Source organism: Paenibacillus sp. oral taxon 786 str. D14 (genome assembly GCF_000159955.1).
Lineage (GTDB): Bacteria > Bacillota > Bacilli > Paenibacillales > Paenibacillaceae > Fontibacillus > Fontibacillus phoenicis.
In genome coordinates this window covers 45,177-61,760 of sequence record NZ_GG695973.1, presented here as the reverse complement: position 1 = coordinate 61,760, position 16,584 = coordinate 45,177, and the positions used below count along the sequence as shown (strand labels likewise).

The window sequence follows — 16,584 nt, the reverse complement described above, 5'->3', positions numbered from 1 at the left end:
GCGAGCTCGGTTCCTGGTATCCCCGCAGGCTAACGGACTCTAGAGCCGCTATTTTCACATATCGTAGGCTTACCGATTCTAACGGACCGAGGAGACCTTATTCTGGACAAATCCAGCTAAAAGGGTGCTGGAAGTGCCCAATAAGGTCTCAGGTGTCCGTTACAGCGGGAAATAGCCGGGAAATGTACAAATAAGGGCTGTACGGTCCGTTACGTTACTTTAGGCCAACCTTAGGCCCATTTCGCGGTACATCGGAGCTGGAACAGTACAACCCCTGTCATGCAACTGAACATTTTCCGCCGCATCCCCGTCTAATAACAACCGCGCACGTTTCCCCTTGCTGTGACCTCAAGTAACTTGACGGTATTTCGACTGAACAACAATAAACAGAGCTTGGACGAATGCGTGAAATCGAAGTATGATGGAAGAAGGCAACAAAGTCGAAAGGGAGATACCGGATGGACGCAAAGCAAAAACAAGCGATAAAAGACATTAAGCAGGGGCGGGTCTCCCCGTTGTACGTATGTTACGGTACGGAGAAGTATCAAATTCAGGAGTTTGTTAGTTTGCTCCAGGATCAGCTGGTGGATCCGGATCAGAAGGATTTTGCCATCGCGACCTTTGATTTGGCGGAGACGCCGATTGAGGTGGTGGTCGAGGAGGCGGAGACGATGCCTTTTCTCGTGGAGCGCAAGCTGATCGTTGTACGCGACTCCACCCTGCTTGTAGCAGGCGGCAAGGAAGGCGGCAAGATTGAGCATAAAGTCGAGGCGCTGCTGACGTATATCGGCAACCCGGCAGAACATAGCGTCGTTGTGTTTGTCGTGAACGGTGAAAAGCTGGACGAGCGAAAGAAGGTTGTCAAAGCGATCAAGGCGGCGGGTACGGTGTTGTCCTTTTTGCCGCTTGGCGGCGGCGAGCTTGTTCAGTGGGTTGTGCAAGAGGTAGAGAAGCGAGGTTGCCGAATTGGACGGGATGCCGCGGAAGCATTAATTGCGGCAAGCGGTGTGCAGATGGCTGTATTGGCTGCGGAAATGGACAAGCTCTGCTTGTACGCCGGAGCCGGCGGCATGATCGATACTGCTGCGGTGGAGCAGCTGGTGGCGCGCAGCACAGAGCAGAACGTGTTCGTGATGGTGGAGCATATCGCCGCGATTCGGCTGGAGCAGGCGCTGGGCATTTTCTACGAGCTGCTGAAGCAACGTGAGGAACCGATTAAAATTGCGGCGCTGATCGCCCGCCAGTTCCGGATTATGCTGCAGGTGAAGGAGCTCGCCCGCCAAAGCTATTCGCAGCAGCAAATTGCCTCCCAGCTGAGCCTGCATCCGTACGTCGTCAAGCTGGCCGGCGACCAGGCCCGGAAGTTTGAGACCGGTCGCCTGAAGGCGATTTTGTCCGAGCTGGCCGAACTGGACTACCGGATGAAGAGCGGGCAGATCGACAAAGTCCTGGGGCTGGAGCTGTTCCTGCTAAAACTGGCGGCTTGAGGTACAAGCCCGACCTAAACAATAACCAAAAAGACCTGAACGATTTATCGTTCAGGTCTTTTTGAGCTTCGTATCATTTAACGAGACTTACGCTTGGGACGTAAGTTCGTTTAATTTTTTAGCCAAGCGGGATTTCTTACGGGCAGCTGCATTTTTGTGGATCAGACCTTTCGTAACGGCTTTGTCCAATTTTTTGGTAGCAGCCACGAAAGCAGCTTTAGCTGCTTCAACTTCGTTGTTCGCCAGAGCGGTGTCAACTGTCTTCACAGCCGTACGCAGGGCGGATTTTTGCGAAGCGTTCAACGCGCGGCGTTTGTCGCTCGTTTTTACGCGTTTGATTGCGGATTTAATGTTAGGCATTGCATTCACCTCCTGTAAAGCATATATCAACCCAGATGATTCACAACTTAAAATATTTTATCACGCAAGATAGCAAAAAGCAATAAATTCATCATACCGAATCTCTCGATTTCGCGCAAGTTTTTCAGCCTCGCAGAAGGGATGTATAAACCCATTCCCTCTCCCGCACAATAAAGGCAATCAGAGGAAATGGAGGTCTTATGGCATGAACTTGGACTTGCGCGAATATTCCGTACGCACTGACTTGGCCGTTGAATCGAAGGAAATGGCGGAGACGATCCATGGCGGCCCGGTCCCTGGGCTCAATGAGCAGGTCGAGGAACAGGACGGGATCAAGATTACCCGTCTGGATGTGACCGATGAGGCAGCCTCGCGGCAAATTGGACGAATCCAGGGGCATTATGTGACGCTGGAGGTTCCCGGTCTCCGCAATCAGGATACCGAGCTGCAGGAGAAGGTGGCTGCGGCGTTCGCCAAGGAGTTTACTGCATTTTTAAATAAAATCGGGGTTGGACCGGAGGCGAAGACGTTGATCGTTGGCCTCGGCAACTGGAACGTCACGCCGGATGCGCTTGGACCGCTGGTGGTGGAAAATGTGATGGTCACCCGCCATTATTTTGAGCTGACACCGGACCAGGTAGCGCCAGGTTACCGCGAGGTTAGCGCGATTGCCCCCGGGGTGCTTGGCATTACCGGTATTGAATCCAGCGAAGTGGTGCAGGGGATCGTGGATCGGACAAAACCCGATCTCATCATCGCCATCGATGCGCTGGCTTCGCGCTCGTTGGAGCGGGTGAATACCACGATCCAGATCGCCGATATCGGCATCCATCCCGGCTCAGGGATCGGCAATAAGCGGCGGGGGCTGACCAAGGAAATTTTGGGCGTGCCTTGTATCGCCATCGGCGTTCCAACGGTGTGCTACGCATCGACGATCGTAAATAATGTATTGGATTTGATGAAAAATCATTTTAACCAGGAAAGCGACGACGGAAAAGCTCCGACCAAGCAGATCATGGGCATGCTGAACGACCTGAGCGAAAACGAGCGTCTGGGTCTCGTCAAAGAGGTGCTTGAACCGCTCGGCCATGATTTGATCGTCACGCCGAAGGAAATTGATGAATTCATCGAGGACGTTGCCAACGTCATTGCAAGCGGACTCAACATCTCGCTGCATGAGGCAGTTACTCCGGATAACGTGGCGTCCTACACGCATTAACGAGCGTATGCTGCTTCTAGTTCCTTCTCCTTAAATCTCAAGGAAATCCGCGAATCTAGCGGATTTCTTTTTTTGTGTGAGAATTTGAGGTTCTAGCCTTTCAACTAGGTTCATAGATTTGGAATATAGTTTGAAAGCGGCTGGAGGAGGACATGCATATGAAATTCAAGGCTTGGAATCTAGGGAAAATGAGAAGGAATCTGCTTCATGTGTTGGCGATGGGACGCACCTTTTTGCTGCTGTCGGTCATGTCGGTGATCTTCTTCGTCATGCTGGGGGTGCTGGGGATCGCTGAGAAACAGCTGAACACCTCCCCTGTCTCCTCGATGAAAGGACTGGCGGCCTCGCTGTCCAGCGGATTCTTCATGGATATGGTTGGCATGGAGCTGCCGCATGTGGCTAGCGAGAAGCAGACCCCGGCGATTTCCGGGCGGCAGGTGACGAACTTCGTCTTTCAGCTGTTGACGGACGTGAATCCGTCCGATCCAAAGAGCTTGGTAGCCCGGGAAGTCCCAGGGCTTGGCGCTGACAGTCCGATCCTGCTGCGCACCGGCTCCGGCAACGGGACGGCCCAGGCTCCGGAGGACTACCGGCCAGGCGCAGGAGCCGACGGAAGTGCGCCGGATCACCCGGAACCGGATATCCCCGATGATGGAAGTAACGCGGATCCCGGGAAGGACGGCGACAATTCGGACACAGCACAGCCGCCAGCAGTGGAACCGGGGAAGACGGACGGCACGTCCGGGGATCAGGAGGAGCCTTCCATCAAGCCGGGCAATAAAAATATCGTGATGATCTATCATTCCCATCCGCAAGAATCTTTTAATCCCGTGCTTGGCACGAATGTAGATAATCCGAGCTCGGCGGAGGATAAGAAGAACGTAGGCTTAGTTGGAGAGGCCTTGGCGAAAGAGCTGGAACGCAGAGGGGTCGCAACCTTACACACGTACGAAAATTATGCGGCCAAGGTGAGCAATTACAACTACAACTACTCATATAAATATTCACGAGAGACTGTCAAACAAGCGATGGCTGAAAACGGTCAGCTGCAATATTTTATCGATATTCACCGCGACTCGCAGCGCCACGACAAAACGACAACAACCATCAACGGTGTGAATTATGCCCAGGTATACTTCATTATCGGACACGGGAACAAGAATTGGCGCGAGAATGAGAAATTCGCCAGCTCCATCCATGAACGGTTGGAGAAGTCGTATCCCGGGATTTCCAGAGGCATCTGGGGGAAGACGTCTTCCCAAGGCAACGGGGAATATAACCAGTCGCTGTCGCCGAACAGCGTGCTGATCGAAATCGGCGGCATCGACAACAGCCAGGAAGAGCTGGAGCGTACCGCCAAGGTGCTGGCCGGAATTTTGGCCGATCTGTATTGGGAAAGTCAGGACGCGGAGAAAGCAGGCAAGCTGTCGAAGAGCAGTACGAACGGCATCGCTAGCGGCAGCGCAAAGAGCACGGACAAGTCCGCTGGCACCACGAACAAAGGCGCGGGCAGTTCCAATAAGTCTTCGGACAGCGTGAACAAAGGAACGAACAGCACAAACAAGAAATCTTGATTTGAATGGGGGATGGACATGGCTAAAATGCTGCGAAAAACATTGGTATACGGTTTATTGCTGGCGACTGGGGTGACGCTGGGGATGCAGCTTGCCGAAAGCGGAACCAGCTCGATCCTCGGCCCCGGATTTCAAACCGGAGGGACGACTGCAGGCATGAACGGACAATCCATGATCTATCCCTATCCGCAATCGCAGCAGCCGCAACAATCGCAACAGCAATTACAGCAGCAATTGCAGCAGAACAACAACGGTTGGACCGCCGGATCCCCCCCCATTTGGACAACCGGTCAAGGCAATGCCGCGCCGCAAGGAACGACAGGCGGTTATACCCAGGTTCCCGGCTACGGAACCTCCCCATCCGGGACCGATGTGCCAAACACGACGGGGGGCGGTCAGGCGCTGCAGACGCCAGCTGACCTGCTGATGCCGCCACCCTCGCCGCCGGCCATCGACCGATTTGCCGACAAAGCGGCTCACCTATTGCAGCAGGCGTCGCAGAAGAGCATTCATTGGGTGGCCTCCTGGTTTGGTCCAGGCGAATGAAATAACGATTTATAACGAATGGCGAGTTTGTTATACTGTTGTTATATTGTTATGAACCCGTTCGTTATACGTTATTTCGGAGGTTAGAGTCCTTGAAAAAAATTACGATGCAGCAAATCGCCGACCATCTAGGCGTCTCGAAATTCGTTGTATCCAAAGCTTTGTCCGGCAAGGGAGGGGTCAGCGAGCAGACCCGGGAGCGGGTCATTCAAGCTGCCTCCCAGCTTGGGTATTTTAATCAGAAGAACGGTTATGTGAAGAACGTCATCCCTACGGGAACCGCGCTGCCGGCACCGGCCGGCAAGCAGTCAGTGCTGGTGCTGATGCCAAATATCCGGTTTCAGAACAAGGAATCGCTGTATTGGGGTAGACTGCTGGAAGGCATCTCCCGGGAGCTGGAGGCGCAGGAGCTGGGGATGATTATCGTATCCGAACCTCGCGGTGACAACTTCATGAGCATCCTGAATCCTGACGGGATTCTGGGGATGATCGGGGTGGGGCAGATCGCCACCCCATTCCTGCTGGAGGTACACCGGATCGGGCTGCCGATCGTGCTGGTCGATCATGAGGACCCGCTGATTCCAAGCGACACGGTCTTCGCTAACAACGTTGATGGGATGGCCCGTTTGACCAATCACCTGATCGGCCTGGGGCATCGGAAGCTGCATTTCTTAGGCAATTTAACGTTTTCCCGCAGCTTTCGGGACCGCTGGATTGGCTTCCGCAGCGCCTTGGAGGAGAACGGCTTGACACCGCAGTCCCTGGAGGATCCGATGCTGGAGCTGGAAGGTGTCGACACCGGGGCTTACGGCGACGTGCTGCGCGGATGGCTGGAGGGGCAGAAAGCGGAAGGGACGCTCCCGACCGCGCTTGTGTGTGCGAACGACTCCATCGCGATGCATGCCTGCTCCGTCCTGAGTGAGATTGGCCTTCACGTGCCCGGGGATATCACGGTCAGCGGGTTTGACAATATCGACGATGCGGCCCGGTACACTCCGGCCATTACCACCATTAACGTGCCGAAGGAGAACCTTGGCCAGCGGGCGGTGAGGAAGCTGCTGGAACGACTGGCCCAACCGGACGCGCCGCGGGAGAAAATCATGATCTCCGTCGAGACGGTATACCGGGATTCCACCGCCGAGCCGCATCGAAAGGCCGAGTAAAGAAGTCAACTCAAACAAACGAGCTGCCAAGAGATGAACTCCTAGCAGCTCGCTAGTTTTACTTGTTCAGAAATTGGATATTCCGCTCGATCAAATCGATTCGTTGCTGTACGCAGGCATAGGAGCGCAGCGGATCCTCCGGCGTGTTCAGCACGTAGTCCAGCAGCCGGTCGACCGTCGTTGTGGCGACGTGGATGCGCGTATCAGAGGAAGCGTAATAGATGAAGACGTCGCCGTTGTCGCGGGCGATGACGCCGTTACAGAACACGACGTTGGACACATCGCCGACACGCTCCTCGCCTTCCGGTGCGATCAGATGGCCGCCCGGCCGATGCGTCACCCGCTGCGGCTCCTGCAAGTCGGAGAGGAAGGCGTACAGCACGTAGCGGAGCCCGGCCGCCGTTCCCCGCACGCCATGGGCGATGTGCAGCCAGCCTTTATCCGTTTTGATCGGGGCGGGACCTTGGCCGTTCTTGACCTCTTTGATCGTATGGTACTTGCGGTCGTCAACGATGATTTCCTCGTCGATGACCGCCTGCTCGATCGAATCAGACAACCCCCAGCCGATGCCGCCGCCGGAGCCGGCGTCGATGAAGCCGTCCTGCGGACGGGTGTAGAACGCGTATTTCCCGTCTACGAACTCGGGGTGCAGCACCACATTGCGCTGCTGCGGAGATTTCGTTTTCAGGTCGGCTAACCGCTCCCAAGTGACGAGATCCTTCGTGCGGGCGATGCCGCACTGGGCTACGGCGCTCGACAGATCTCCCCGCGGCGCATGGGGGTCTTTCCGCTCCGTACAGAACAGCCCGTAAATCCAGCCGTCTTCATGCCGCACGACCCGCATGTCGTAGACGTTGACGTCCGGATCTTCGGTTTCGGGCATAACCACCGGCTTATCCCAGAAACGGAAGCCGTCGATGCCGTTATCGCTCTCGGCTACAGCGAAGAACGATTTGCGGTCTACGCCTTCAACGCGGGCGATCAGATAAAATTTTCCATTCAGCTCGATGGCTCCCGGATTAAACACGCCGTTGACGCCAAGGCGTTCAGAGAAATACGGATTCGTCGCCGGATTGAAATCGTATCTCCAAATGAGCGGCGCATGCTCCGCCGTCAAGACCGGATAGCGGTAGCGGTCGTACACCCCGTTGCCATAGGGCATTTTCTCGTTGCGGCGCGCAATCAGCTGTTCGTAACGTTCGGTCAGCTGCTGTTTTCTTTCGTCAAATAGGCTCATTCTCAATTCCTCCGATCCATCAAATTACTTCTCGCGTTCCAGACGCTCCAGCATTTCCAGACACGCGCGGCTGTTATGATAAGGGCATTTCCAAGGGCTGACCTTTGGTTCGCCCGGCAACGGTGCGCCGCCTCGATCCACGCCCCAGAACCATTCGCCGTGTTTACGATCCACCAGATACGTTTGAATAAAGCTCCAGGAATTTGCTGCAGCCGCCCGGTACTTGGGGTCTCCGGTCAGTTGGTACGCATTGTAGAAACCAACCATCGCTTCCGCCTGCGGCCACCAGTCTTTGTTATCGTCAGTCAGGCCGTTTGGATCGGCTTCGTTCCATATCCCGCCGTCCCGGTCAACGCCTTCCGCATACACAGCCTCGGCCATCTTTAAGGCGGTTTCCTTCACGCGCTGCAGCAGAGCGGGCTCACCCAGCACCTCGGCTGCCTCGACGAGCAGCCAGCTGCCCTCGATATCATGGCCATACGAGACATGATGTCCTTTGACCTGCCAGCCGTCATCGAAGAACAGCAGGAAGTGGGCAGTTTTCGGATCGATGATTTGCTCTAGCGTCACTTCGATCAGCTCGGACAAGCTGCCCCGCAGCTCAGAGGATTTCCATACCCGGTACAAATTGGTGTACGCCTCCAGCACGTGCAGGTGCGTATTCATCGATTTCTTTTCGTTTAGATCCTTGTTGCTGAGACTTAAATCCCCGGTGGGTTTCCAGTCGCGGGACAGAGCCTCAACATAGCCTTTATGAACCGGATCATAGCTGTGCTGCTCCAGCAGGCGGTAGAGGTTGACCGCTTGCTCCAATGCCTCTTCGCTGGAGGTTGCGCGATAATATTCAGTCAAAGCGTAAATGACAAACGCTTGCCCGTAGACCTGCTTTTTGTCTTGAACCGGCCGTCCTTGGACATCCACCATCCAATAGAAACCGCCGTACTGAGGGTCCACAAAATGCGTCTTCAGGTAATCATAAGCCCGCTCGGCGATTTCCAGGTATTTGGGATCGGGAAATCGACGATAGGCCGAAGCGAAGGTCCATAGAATGCGGGCGTGCAGCACCAGCCCTTTATCGGCCTCGGGGTGCTTGTTGAGCTGCTCATCGATGTATCCGACAAAGCCGCCATGCTGCCAATCGATTGTATGTTCGATCCAAAAAGGGAGAATGTTGCCTTGCAGCTCCTGCTGCAGCTGTACCTTCCAATCATGGATTTCCACGTAAAAAACCTCCTTATCGCTCGATCGCGTTCAGCTTGGCGGCATAAGCTTCAGCTACGACCGTCTCCGCTTCCTTGCCATAAATGCAGTAACCATCATTTGTTGCAGCCTGGCTCCGATCGTACAGCCGCGCCGGCCAATCCCACAGCATCAAGCCGCGGACCCAATCGCGCGCTCCGCATTTCTCCAGCATCGTGCGGTAATATTCCGCCTGTTCCGCCTCATTCACTGCACCCTGCAGCGTCCAGTCATTTGGGACGTTCGCCGACCCGGTGCGGCTCGGGCAGCCGGCTTCCATAAACAAAAACGGCTTACCGTATCTCCGGACAACGCTTTCAATTCGATCCAGCTGACGATCCCAGTCTCCGATCGGGTAGTAGCCGCTGGAACTGATCACATCCAGGGCATCCCACCACATCACATTGTCCTCTTGATATTTGTCGCAGTTATACGTCAGCGGTCCGTGGTAAACCTGGCGAATGTCGGCGATCAAAGCGCGCCATTCCGCTTCCCGCCGGTCGGTTTGCACCATTTCGCAGCCGATACAGAACATCTCGCACCCGGTTTCCTCGGCGATTTGCGCGAAATGAAGGAGATATGCGCGATACGAGGCAAACCAGTCAGACCATTTTGGTTCACAAGGGACGTCTCGATCAAAAAAATTAATGTGCGCTCGCCAAGTTCCGTCCGCGCAGTTCACGATCGGCTTCAGACATACCTTCAACCCCAGCGAATGCGCCTTACGAATGGCCCATCGGACTTCCTCGTCGGTCACCGTCGGCGCCTCCCAGAAGGGGATATCCGTGGAGAAGGCTGTTGCTTGCAGTGCGGCAAAAGCAATGGCCGTCCAGTTACTGCGGGTCACCTTCGCCATCATTTCCATGGAATGAGCTGCGGCCTCGTTGCCCCAGGTCCCCCTGACGCCCATAAACCCCCAGGTCATTCCGGCAATATAATGTTCGAGCGATTGCATACTTGCATTTCACCCCACGATCTCAAAAATTTAAAATTTGTTATCATTTGTTATATAAATTAAGATAACAAAATACTAATTATGACATAACTATATAACAGCTAAACGGTGGATTCAACCTTTTTTATTTTGAATTTGTTAGCGTGAAGTTGTCCTAAAGAAGCAAAAAACCGCCGATTACTCGGCGGGTTCGGTATTAAGGTTCTTAACGGAATCCCGGTAGATGATCTTGCCATGCACCAGCATGCGGCCGATGCGGCGATGGGGGTTGGACACTTTATCCATAATCGCCTTGACGGCGGATCGGGCCATCTGCTCAATATCCACCTCAACCGTAGTTAGCGGCGGATTTGCCAGCGTGGCGTATACGTCGTTGTCGAACCCGACAATCGAACAGTCATCCGGGATACGGTAACCCATGCTGGTGAGGCGCTCGCCCAAAAGATAGGCGACTTGGTCGCAGTTGCAGACGAACGCGGTAGGCATTTGCTCCGGAAGCTCGATATCGATATAGGTACCGTGTTCATCACGGTCATTGATCAGATAACGCTCGTTAAACTTCAACCCGTGCTCCAGCAGCGATTTGTAGTAACCCAGGAAGCGGTCTTGGATACTGCTGGTGGAATAGACGTTGCCAACATAAGCGATCTCGCGGTGGCCGCATCGGATCAGATAGTTCGTGATCTCGTAAGCGCCGTAAAAGTTATCGGTAACGATTGAATCGATCGCGGCATGCTCGTCATAAAAGTCGAGAAACAGCTTCGGCAGCTCCATATTTTGCACCGTTTCGATGTACTTCTTGCTGACCTGCCCCAAAATGATGATGCCATCCACCTTATTTTCACTGTATACCCGCGGGAAATTGAGCTGTTCCTCATCTTCGCTGCTTAAGATATTTAAGATTCCGAAATAGCCATAGTGGTCCAACTGAATGGCGATCTGCTGATAAACCTGCAAATAGAAGGACTCTCTAAGACCCGTAAAACGCTGCGGAATCATCACGCCAATATTATAAGAAAGCCCGTCCTTGATCGATTTGGCCGCCGAGTTAAAGCGGTAGCCCATCTCACTGGCCACCTTCTTGATCTTCAGCTTCAGGCTGTCGCTGACGCCTTCCTTGTCATTCAGCGCTTTAGATACCGTAACGCTGCTGACGCCCAGCTTGTCGGCGATATCTTTCATCGTTATGTTGCGTTTCATGAACTTATATTCACCATCCCGTTCAATCTATCATCCAGAGCCAATCGATCTAAAATCCAGTATACCGATTCTGTTGGTAAATAGGAAGATGAGCTAAAAATTAAACTTATCATTCATAAGTGATAACTTAATATATTACTTTATTAACCGAAAATAAATGGATTTAGCCATTGACTATTAAGCGTATACATTATAGAATCTTAGTTAGTTTATCGATAACTTAATTTATAAATTGAAAGGGGAAACGGATGTGAAAAAGAACAAAGCTTTCATCGGTTTGCTGGCCTTGATGCTTGTTTTGACTCTGTTGGCTGGCTGTGGAGGGAACAACCGTAATAACGCGGCACAGAACAATGCAGCCGGAAATGCCGGAACCGCGAACTCCGGCACGGAACAGACGGCGGGAAGGGACATCTCGGGAGAGATTACCGTCATTACGCAACGAACAGACATCGTCGACACCGTATTCAAGGATTATGCCGCCGAATTTAATAAGGAATACCCGAACGTGAAAGTAAACTTCCAAGCGCTTTCCGATTATGAAGGACAAATCACAGTGCGGATGAACTCTGACGATTACGGTGATGTTCTGTTGCTGCCAACCAGCATTCCGCTGGCGGATACGCCGGAGTTTTTTGAACCGCTGGGTACGTTGGAAGAGATGAGCAAGCAGTATATCGGCCTGGAGGAAAGAACCGTTGATGGCAAAGTTTACGGGATTCCGATCGCTGTTAACTTTTCCGGGATCCTCTACAACAAGAAAGTATTTAACGACGCCGGCGTAACGACGACGCCGAGAACACCGGACGAGTTTTTGGCCGCTTTGCACAAAATCAAAGAAAAAGGCGACGCGATTCCTCTGTACAGCAACTATGCAGACAGCTGGCCTTTGACGCAATGGGAAGCTGTATTAACTACCGTTGCCGGCGACGTCGACTATGTCAATGTGATCCAGCCGAACACCGATGACAACTTCGTTCCTGGACAGCCGCACTATGAACTGTACAAGGTGATGTACGACACCGCCAAACAAGGTTTGATTGAAGATGACCCGACAACGACGAACTGGGAAGCTTCCAAAGCCGACATGGCCAATGGCAAAATCGGTGCGATGGTGCTGGGCTCCTGGGCGATCGGGCAGGTTCAAGGCTTAGCTGAGAATCCGGATGACATCGCTTACATGCCTTTCCCAACGAATGCTAAGGAAATCATTATGCCGCTTGCAGACGACTATACGCTGGGCATCAGCAAGCACAGCAAGCACAAAGAGGCGGCAAGAGCTTGGGTGGACTGGTTCATCAACAAATCCGGATATCCCACGGAACAAGCCGGCGGCATAAGCCCGGTGGTCGGCGCTCCTCTTCCGGAATCGCTGAAGCAATTCGAAGGAACTGACGTGAAGTTCGAACTGCAGACTCCTGCAAAACCGGGGCAAGAAGGCCTGGTGGACAAAATCGACAAAGACGCGGAAATCGGCTTGTGGCAGCCGGAATTCAAGAAACGGATCATGGAAGCCGCGATCGGTAACCTGAACGAATCCTATGACGACATCATGAAGGATCTCAACGACGCTTGGGTGAAATCCCGCGCCAAATTCGTGAAATAACACCGGTCACAGGGGAGGACAAAGTTGCAGGGGGAACGTGCCGGATGCGCGTTTCCCTTGTGATTTTAGCCAAGGAGAGACAGAGATAGGCATTTTGCAGGATTTTTGGAGGTGTGAGTGGTGTTCAAAAATTTAAGCTACAAAACCCAGCGGAAAGTGATCATTTTCGCCTTCTCGCTGATCCCGGTCGCCTTGTTGTTCACTTTCGCCTACTTGCCGGTTTTTAATATGTTCAAATACAGCTTCACCAACTGGAACGGCTACAGCAAGCATTATGATTACGTAGGGTTTGAGAACTACAAGACGATCTTTACCGACTCCAAATATTTCACCGTCTTTAAGGTCAGCTTGTATTATTTTTGCGCGACCTTTGTTCAAATGGCAATTGCTCTTTATTTTGCAACGATACTTAGCTTTAAGGTGCGATTCAAAAACTTCTTTAAAGGCGTCCTGTTCTTTCCTTACCTCTTAAACGGGGTAGCGATCGGGTTTATCTTCCTGTTCTTCTTCCGTCCGGACGGTACGCTGGATACCTTGATGCAATCGGTGGGGCTTGGCGCTTACACGCAGGGATGGTTGAAGAACCCGAACATCATTAATATTTCGCTGGCGGGCGCATCCGTGTGGAGATACATGGGCTTTAACTTCATCATTTTCCTGGGCGCGATTTCGTCGATTGGTTCCGATATTTACGAAGCGGCCGAGATCGACGGGGCCAACCGTTGGCATCAGTTCCGCCATATCATCATTCCCAGCATCATGAAAATTGTGCAGCTCAACCTGATCCTCGCCATCAGCGGTGCAATCAGCGCCTTCGATATTCCGTACATTATGACCGGCGGCTCCAACGGAAGTAATACGTTTGTCATCCAGACGGTGACCACCGCGTTTAAATATAACAAGCTTGGCCTTGCCTCCGCCATGGCGGTTGTCCTGCTGTTTATCGTGATCATTGTCACCTTGCTGCAGCGCTTGTTGATCAAGGAGGAGAAGTAAGCCATGTATAGACTGAAATACGTAGCCGCGGCCTTCATTAAATATGTCAGCTTGCTGCTGGGTGCTTTCGCCGCGCTCGTTCCGATCGTGGTGGTGCTGTTCGCTTCCTTTAAAACGAACAAGGAATACGGTTCGACCAGCCCTTTGACGCCGCCGGAGAACTGGCTGAATTTCGCCAACTACTCCAAGGCTTTTATTAATGGAAAAATGCTGCTTGGCTTCGGAAACACCGTCATTATCGTAGTCATCTCAATTCTTGGCGCGACCTTGATCGGCTCCATGATCGCTTATGTCCTAAACCGCTTCAAATTTCGCGGCAACAAGCTGTTGATGGGGGCCTTCTTGCTGGCGACCTTGATCCCAAGCGTGACGACCCAGGTGGCGACATTCCGAATCATCAACTTCTTCCACTTGGTGGATACACGATTTGCTCCGATTTTGCTTTACTTAGGCACTGACATTATCGCCGTGTATATTTTCATGCAATTCCTCGATTCGATTTCCGAATCGCTGGACGAATCCGCGATGCTGGACGGCGCGTCCTATTTCACGATTTACTGGCGCATTATTTTGCCGCTGCTCGCCCCAGCCATCGTGACGGTCATTATCGTCAAAGGCGTGAATATCTATAATGATTTCTACACGCCGTTCCTGTATATGCCAAGCGAGGACCTGCAGGTGATCTCGACCGCGCTGTTTAAGTTTAAAGGCCCTTACGGTTCGCAATGGGAAGTGATCTGCGCCGGGATCATGATAACGATTGTGCCGATCCTGATTGCTTTTGTGGCGCTGCAGAAATACATCTATAACGGATTTGCCCAAGGCTCCGTTAAATAAACGCACTTATTTGAGTTGATTTGGAAGGGGTAACCTCATGAGCACAGTGAAAATCATTGGAGAGAACCTGCCGAACATTCCTTGGCAAGATAAACCGGAGCATGCGGCAGGACCCGTATGGAGACATAATGACAATCCGGTCGTGAAGAGGAATCCGGCCAAAGGCATCGCGCGCATCTTCAACAGCGCAGTTGTTCCTTACGATGGCCGCTTTGTTGGCGTGTTTCGCGCCGAAACGATTAACGGCCGTCCTCACCTGCATACAGGCTGGAGCGAAGACGGCTATGAATGGAAGATCGACGAGGAGCGTATTCCTTTTGTGGATGAGGAAGGGAAGCCGTTCCAACCTCAATATGCCTATGATCCCCGGTTGGTGAAGGTGGAGGATACCTACTATATTATTTGGTGTACGGACTTCTACGGCGCTTCGATTGGGGTGGCCAAAACCCAAGACTTTAAGACGTTTGTCCGTTTGGAGAATCCGTTCTTACCATTTAACCGCAACGGCGTGTTGTTCCCGAAGAAAATCGGAGGCAACTTCGTGATGTTGTCCCGTCCCAGCGACAGCGGGCATACTCCGTTTGGCGACATCTTCCTTAGCGAAAGCCCGGATTTCGTCTATTGGGGCAAACATCGCCATGTGATGACCAAGGGCGGGCAAGGCTGGTGGCAGTCGGTGAAAATCGGCGGCGGTCCCGCTCCAATCGAAACGACCGAAGGTTGGCTGATGTTCTACCATGGCGTAACGGGCACTTGCAACGGACTCGTGTACAGCATGGGCGCGGTTATTCTCGACAAAGACGAGCCGTCCAAAGTCAAATATCGCTCTAGCACATACGTGCTGACACCGGAAGAGTGGTACGAGGAACGCGGTTTCGTACCGAACGTCGTGTTCCCTTGCGCAACGTTGACTGATGCGAACACCGGCAAAATCGCGATTTATTACGGCGCGGCCGATACGTATGTGGGCGTGGCTTACACGACGGTTCAAGAAATCGTCGATTACGTGAAAGCGACGCATGAAGAAGTCGGTGATGATGCCGAAATCGGCATCATGTAATTTTTGACTACTAACTAATATTCTGAAATCTAGCTAACCATGCATTTCGAAAACGGATAACTCTACGAAGAATTATCCGTTTTCGAGTTTCAGGAGGGATTCGAATTGGCAAACGATCGGATTGAGGAATTGCTGAAATATCAGGGGAGCAGCCCGAAGCCCCAGGATTTTGATGCTTATTGGGAACGGGCGCTCAAGGAGCTGGATGCCCAGCCGCTGGACTATGAGCTGGTGAAGGCCGAGTTTCAGACCCCGCTTGCGGAATGTTACCATTTGTACTTTACCGGCGTCGGCGGTGCGAGAGTGCACGCCAAATTTGCCAAGCCGACCAGACAGGATGCCGGAAGCCGCAACGGAATCGGCCTGGCCCTGTTCCACGGCTACCATACTGGGAGCGGCGATTGGTTCGATAAGGCCTCGTATGCGGCACACGGGATTACCGTGATCGCGATGGATTGCCGTGGACAGGGAGGTCTCTCCGAAGACAACCTGTCGGCTAAAGGAACGACGGTCAAAGGCCACATTATCCGCGGTATCGATGAGGAGAACCCGGATAAGCTCTATTACCGAAATGTATTTCTCGACCTCGTGCAAACGGTACGGATCCTGATGTCCATGGATCATGTCGATCCGGACCGGATCGCGGTCCACGGCTGCTCTCAGGGTGGAGCGCTGACCGTGGCCTGCGCCGCATTGGAACCGCGCGTGAAACTGGCGATTCCTGTTTACCCTTTTTTGACGGATTACAAAAAAGCTTGGGAAATGGACGTTACGTCATCCGCATACGAGGAACTCGCTTACTATTTCCGATTCATGGATCCGCTGCACAGCCGGCATGACGAAGTTTTCAACAAGCTCGGCTATATCGATATTCAAAACCTGGCCGACCGGATTCGGGCGAGGGTTGTTTTCGTAACGGGATTAGCGGATACGATTTGCCCGCCGTATACGCAGTTTGCTACCTACAACAAGATTCGTTCGGAAAAAGAGCTTGTCGTATACCATGAATACGGTCACGAGTATTTGCCATATTTGGGCGATCGCGTTATTCAGGAGTTACTGAAACTATAATTGAAATTCTTTTCGATATTTGAACAGTCGCAAG

General features: G+C 52.7%; 15 protein-coding genes. 10 read left to right on the top strand and 5 right to left on the bottom strand.

All coding sequences use genetic code 11. From position 1 onward, the window contains the following. Nucleotides 1–458: 458 nt before the first annotated feature. A complete protein-coding gene (gene holA / locus POTG_RS07095) occupies nucleotides 459–1,487 on the top strand; it encodes a DNA polymerase III subunit delta (protein ID WP_009224144.1) in 1,029 nt (342 codons plus the stop codon). An 87-nt stretch (nucleotides 1,488–1,574) separates the two neighbouring features. Here the strand turns inward: holA and rpsT are convergent, their stop codons facing one another. Further along, nucleotides 1,575–1,847: a 30S ribosomal protein S20 gene (rpsT, locus tag POTG_RS07090; RefSeq protein ID WP_016311419.1), complete on the bottom strand. Its 273-nt coding sequence runs from the start codon at nucleotides 1,845–1,847 to the stop codon at nucleotides 1,575–1,577. Nucleotides 1,848–2,052: 205 nt separating this feature from the next. Between rpsT and gpr the strand changes: the two genes are divergently transcribed. The 4 genes from gpr to POTG_RS07070 all read left to right on the top strand — a co-directional run bounded on the left by gpr (nucleotide 2,053) and on the right by POTG_RS07070 (nucleotide 6,349). Further along, nucleotides 2,053–3,066 (top strand): GPR endopeptidase, encoded by a 1,014-nt coding sequence (gene gpr, locus POTG_RS07085; RefSeq protein WP_009224142.1) that lies wholly within the window; start codon nucleotides 2,053–2,055, stop codon nucleotides 3,064–3,066. Nucleotides 3,067–3,224: 158 nt separating this feature from the next. Beyond that, nucleotides 3,225–4,640, top strand: a complete 1,416-nt coding sequence (locus POTG_RS07080) for a stage II sporulation protein P (RefSeq protein ID WP_009224141.1) — start codon at nucleotides 3,225–3,227, stop codon at nucleotides 4,638–4,640. Between the two features lie 18 nt (nucleotides 4,641–4,658). Beyond that, the gene (locus tag POTG_RS07075) at nucleotides 4,659–5,186 is read left to right on the top strand and encodes a hypothetical protein (protein ID WP_028539695.1); all 528 of its coding nucleotides are present in this window, start codon (nucleotides 4,659–4,661) and stop codon (nucleotides 5,184–5,186) included. A gap of 92 nt (nucleotides 5,187–5,278) precedes the next feature. Next, nucleotides 5,279–6,349: a LacI family DNA-binding transcriptional regulator gene (locus POTG_RS07070; RefSeq protein WP_009224139.1), complete on the top strand. Its 1,071-nt coding sequence runs from the start codon at nucleotides 5,279–5,281 to the stop codon at nucleotides 6,347–6,349. 58 nt (nucleotides 6,350–6,407) lie between these two features. Here POTG_RS07070 and POTG_RS07065 read toward each other — a convergent pair whose 3' ends face one another. The 4 genes from POTG_RS07065 to POTG_RS07050 all read right to left on the bottom strand — a co-directional run bounded on the left by POTG_RS07065 (nucleotide 6,408) and on the right by POTG_RS07050 (nucleotide 10,980). Continuing rightward, nucleotides 6,408–7,586 carry a glycoside hydrolase family 130 protein gene (locus tag POTG_RS07065; protein WP_028539693.1) on the bottom strand — a complete coding sequence of 393 codons (1,179 nt, stop codon included), beginning with the start codon at nucleotides 7,584–7,586 and terminating at the stop codon, nucleotides 6,408–6,410. Nucleotides 7,587–7,610: 24 nt separating this feature from the next. Next, the gene (locus POTG_RS07060; protein WP_009224137.1) at nucleotides 7,611–8,807 is read right to left on the bottom strand and encodes an AGE family epimerase/isomerase; all 1,197 of its coding nucleotides are present in this window, start codon (nucleotides 8,805–8,807) and stop codon (nucleotides 7,611–7,613) included. A 13-nt stretch (nucleotides 8,808–8,820) separates the two neighbouring features. Next, nucleotides 8,821–9,780: a glycoside hydrolase family 113 gene (locus tag POTG_RS07055; RefSeq protein WP_009224136.1), complete on the bottom strand. Its 960-nt coding sequence runs from the start codon at nucleotides 9,778–9,780 to the stop codon at nucleotides 8,821–8,823. Nucleotides 9,781–9,957: 177 nt separating this feature from the next. After that, complete coding sequence (locus POTG_RS07050; RefSeq protein WP_009224135.1) at nucleotides 9,958–10,980, bottom strand: substrate-binding domain-containing protein; 1,023 nt, start codon at nucleotides 10,978–10,980, stop codon at nucleotides 9,958–9,960. Nucleotides 10,981–11,230: 250 nt separating this feature from the next. On the opposite strand from POTG_RS07050, the gene POTG_RS07045 reads away from it, so the two are divergent. The 5 genes from POTG_RS07045 to POTG_RS07025 all read left to right on the top strand — a co-directional run bounded on the left by POTG_RS07045 (nucleotide 11,231) and on the right by POTG_RS07025 (nucleotide 16,550). Then, a complete protein-coding gene (locus POTG_RS07045) occupies nucleotides 11,231–12,586 on the top strand; it encodes an ABC transporter substrate-binding protein (protein WP_036644613.1) in 1,356 nt (451 codons plus the stop codon). 120 nt (nucleotides 12,587–12,706) lie between these two features. Continuing rightward, entirely contained in the window at nucleotides 12,707–13,582 is an 876-nt protein-coding gene (locus POTG_RS07040) for a carbohydrate ABC transporter permease (RefSeq protein WP_028539688.1), read from the top strand. 3 nt (nucleotides 13,583–13,585) lie between these two features. Continuing rightward, a complete protein-coding gene (locus POTG_RS07035) occupies nucleotides 13,586–14,419 on the top strand; it encodes a carbohydrate ABC transporter permease (RefSeq protein WP_009224132.1) in 834 nt (277 codons plus the stop codon). 37 nt (nucleotides 14,420–14,456) lie between these two features. Then, nucleotides 14,457–15,479 carry a glycoside hydrolase family 130 protein gene (locus tag POTG_RS07030; RefSeq protein ID WP_009224131.1) on the top strand — a complete coding sequence of 341 codons (1,023 nt, stop codon included), beginning with the start codon at nucleotides 14,457–14,459 and terminating at the stop codon, nucleotides 15,477–15,479. A 105-nt stretch (nucleotides 15,480–15,584) separates the two neighbouring features. Further along, nucleotides 15,585–16,550 carry an acetylxylan esterase gene (locus POTG_RS07025; protein WP_009224130.1) on the top strand — a complete coding sequence of 322 codons (966 nt, stop codon included), beginning with the start codon at nucleotides 15,585–15,587 and terminating at the stop codon, nucleotides 16,548–16,550. Nucleotides 16,551–16,584 lie beyond the last annotated feature (34 nt).

Coding starts and splice junctions, on each gene's coding strand:
- POTG_RS07030 (WP_009224131.1), top strand. CDS start 14,457: ATGAGCACAGTGAAAATCATTGGAGAGAACCTGCCGAACATTCCTTGG.
- gpr (WP_009224142.1), top strand. CDS start 2,053: ATGAACTTGGACTTGCGCGAATATTCCGTACGCACTGACTTGGCCGTT.
- POTG_RS07075 (WP_028539695.1), top strand. CDS start 4,659: ATGGCTAAAATGCTGCGAAAAACATTGGTATACGGTTTATTGCTGGCG.
- POTG_RS07065 (WP_028539693.1), bottom strand. CDS start 7,586: ATGAGCCTATTTGACGAAAGAAAACAGCAGCTGACCGAACGTTACGAA.
- holA (WP_009224144.1), top strand. CDS start 459: ATGGACGCAAAGCAAAAACAAGCGATAAAAGACATTAAGCAGGGGCGG.
- POTG_RS07055 (WP_009224136.1), bottom strand. CDS start 9,780: ATGCAATCGCTCGAACATTATATTGCCGGAATGACCTGGGGGTTTATG.
- POTG_RS07080 (WP_009224141.1), top strand. CDS start 3,225: ATGAAATTCAAGGCTTGGAATCTAGGGAAAATGAGAAGGAATCTGCTT.
- POTG_RS07035 (WP_009224132.1), top strand. CDS start 13,586: ATGTATAGACTGAAATACGTAGCCGCGGCCTTCATTAAATATGTCAGC.
- POTG_RS07050 (WP_009224135.1), bottom strand. CDS start 10,980: ATGAAACGCAACATAACGATGAAAGATATCGCCGACAAGCTGGGCGTC.
- rpsT (WP_016311419.1), bottom strand. CDS start 1,847: ATGCCTAACATTAAATCCGCAATCAAACGCGTAAAAACGAGCGACAAA.